The sequence below is a fragment of the Frankia nepalensis genome (genome assembly GCF_016786325.1).
Lineage (GTDB): Bacteria > Actinomycetota > Actinomycetes > Frankiales > Frankiaceae > Pseudofrankia > Pseudofrankia nepalensis.
This window is the reverse complement of record NZ_JADWYU010000315.1, coordinates 1-2,622: the sequence shown is the minus strand read 5'-3', so window position 1 is coordinate 2,622 and position 2,622 is coordinate 1. Positions and strand designations below refer to the sequence as shown.

Sequence of the window (2,622 nt, the reverse complement as noted above, 5' to 3'; positions counted from 1 at the left end):
CCGGCGGGGCGGGGGGGGCCCCGCGGCGCGGGGGGGGGTGCGGGGCCGGCGGCCCCGGCATGCCCCCCCGGGGGGGGCGGGGGCGCCGGCGTGCTCGGGTGCCTCGCCGTCACCCGAGCGCGCCGGCCGCTCGTCCCGGGACGGCCACTGAGCGGCCCGCCCCCCGGAACGCTCCGGCGCCGCGTGCCCCGCCGGCAGCGGTGCCCGCCGAGCGGACGGCACCGTCACCGGCCGGGCGTTCTCCCGCGCGGCGAGCTCCCGCCGGTCGTCGGCCTCGGCGCCGCCACGCGGCTCCCGCCGCGGCGCGTCGGCCCCCACGGCCGCCCGCAGCGCGACGACCAGGTCGGGCGCCGCGTCGGACAGCCCCGGGTGGGCGTCGATCAGGGCGACCACCTCCGGGCCGAGATCGGCGAATGGCCGCACCAGCGGTTCGTCCTGGGCGAGCGCGAACGCCCGGGCAAGCAGCCCGCCCGCCTGCGCACCGTCGCCGCGGCGCGCCGCGGCGACCGCGCTGATCGCGCACGCGGCGACCACGCTCACCAGGCCACCGGCGTCGGCGCGCAGCAGCGGCGCGACGGCGAGCGCCGCCGCGGCCGCGTCCCCCTGGGCCAGCTGGGCCCGGCCCCTGGCCAGCGACACGGCCGGCCAGTCCCGCCGGCTGGCGGCCTCGCCGCGGCCCAGCGCCCGCAAGGCGGCGTCGGGATTGCCGGCCGCCACCAGAAGATCAGCCTGGGTCGCCTCACGCACCACCACGAGCAGCGCCGGGTGGTCCCCCGCCCCGACGGCGGCCAGGGCCCGGCGGGCGGCGCGCAGGTCCTCCGGGGTCCGCCGGCCCAGCCGCAGCCAGGCGCGCAGGACGCTCACCAGGTCCGGCAGGCGGCCGGCCTGGCCGACACCGGCCGCGCGTCCCGCGAGGTCCACCCAGCCGAGCCCGCGGGCCGGGTCTCCCCGGTAGCCCGCGACCACGGCCAGGGCGAGCAGCGCCTCGACGGCGCCGGGCGCGCTCGGCGCGGCGCCCGGCCCCCGGACCTCGCCCAGGCCGTCGCCCAGCCCGGTGTCACCCAGACCCAGGACAGCCAGGTCCAACGAGTCAGGGTCCACGGCACCCGGATCCGTGCCGCCCGGGTCGACCGCGCCCGGTTCCCTGGCGCCGGGCGCGACGAGGCCCAGGGCCGCGGCCGGCGCGGCCAGGGCACCGACGCCGGCGGGCGCGACGGCGCCGCGCGCCCCGCGGGCCTCTCGGGCCGGCCCGCGGGCCTCCCCGACCGCCGACCTCCCGGGCCGGCCGTCGGAGCCGCCCGATCGCCGACCTCCCAGATCTCCGACCTCCCGGATCGGCCTCCAGGCCTCCCCGACCGGAGCCTCCCCGACCGGAGTCGCCGACCAGCGAGGAGCCCCGGATCCGGCACGAACCCCGGCGCACGCGAGCGCCGCCGTCGCGGTCTCCTCCGCCTGGCGCAACCGGCCCCGCAGCGCGTAGCCGAGGGCCAGCGCGCCGAGGCAGCTGATCTCGCCACCGCCGAGGCGGGCGCGCCTCGCCTCGGCGAGCGCGACCCGCAGCGCGTCCTCCGCGGCGTCCAGCCGGCCACGCCAGAGCTCGGCCCGGCCGCGCGCGCACAACGCCAGCGGGCGAAGCGCGTCCGGCAGCCCGGCGGCCGGGCCATGGGGCGCCACTGCCCGCGGGCGCAACGCCCGGCGGACCGCGGCCAGGCTGGCGTCGGCGTCACCGACCAGCTCGGCTCGGCGCAGCTCGACGGCCTCGAGGGCGGCCAGCAGCGTCCGCCGGCCCGCCGCGGCGTCGGCGGCCAGGCCAGCCCGGGCGGAGCCGGTCCCGGAGCCGCTGGGGACCGTGGCCGCGGTGGGCCCGATCCCCGAACGGGCCAGCGACAGATGCTCCCCCGCGGTGGCCGTGTCGCCGGCGAGCACCCGGGCGAGCGCGGCGACGGTCGCGCACTCGGGCCCGAACCCGGCGGCGGCGTCCGGGTAGTCCGCCAGCAGCGCGGCCAGGTCGGGCAGGTCGCCCTGCAGCACCAAAGGCACCGCGCCACGGGTGACCAGGCAGGCCAGGTAGCGCCAGTCGCCGGCCCGCCGAGCGTGCCGGGCGGCGTCGACCAGCCGGCGGTCCGCCGCGTACCAGAGCGCGGCGCGCAGGTTGAGCTCCGCCTCGTCCTCGGTCGGGTCACGCCGCAACGTCTCGCGCAGCGTCGCGCGCAGCAGCTGGTGGTAGCGATACCAGCCGCCCGCGGGGACGGGTGATGGCGCGTCGGCCGGTTCGTGGCCCGGCCGCGGCCAGCCCAGCGGCAGCGGCGCGGCGAGCAGGCCGCCGTCGGCGAGCTCCGCCACCAGCCGGTCCCCGCCCGCCGGATCGGCGGCGACCGCGGCCACCAGCGGGCCGCAGAGCTGGTCGAGCACGCTGGTGCGCACCAGCAGCGGGCGCATCGGCGCGGGCAGGGCGGTGAGCGCCTCGGCGCGCAGATACTCCGCGACCGGCGCGAACGCGGCGGGCGACAGGACCGCGACCGCCGAGCCGTGTGGGCCGAGGGCGCCCCCCCCCCCCCCCCCCCCCCCCCGCCCCCCCCCCCCCCCCCCCCCCCCCCCCGCCCCCCCCCCCCCGCCCCCCCC

The 2,622-nt window shown here is 82.4% G+C and carries 1 pseudogene; it reads right to left on the bottom strand.

The features are described 5' to 3' along the window. Window positions 1–2,439: pseudogene (locus I6A81_RS40865) on the bottom strand (hypothetical protein); the annotation flags it as partial. Window positions 2,440–2,622: the final 183 nt, after the last annotated feature.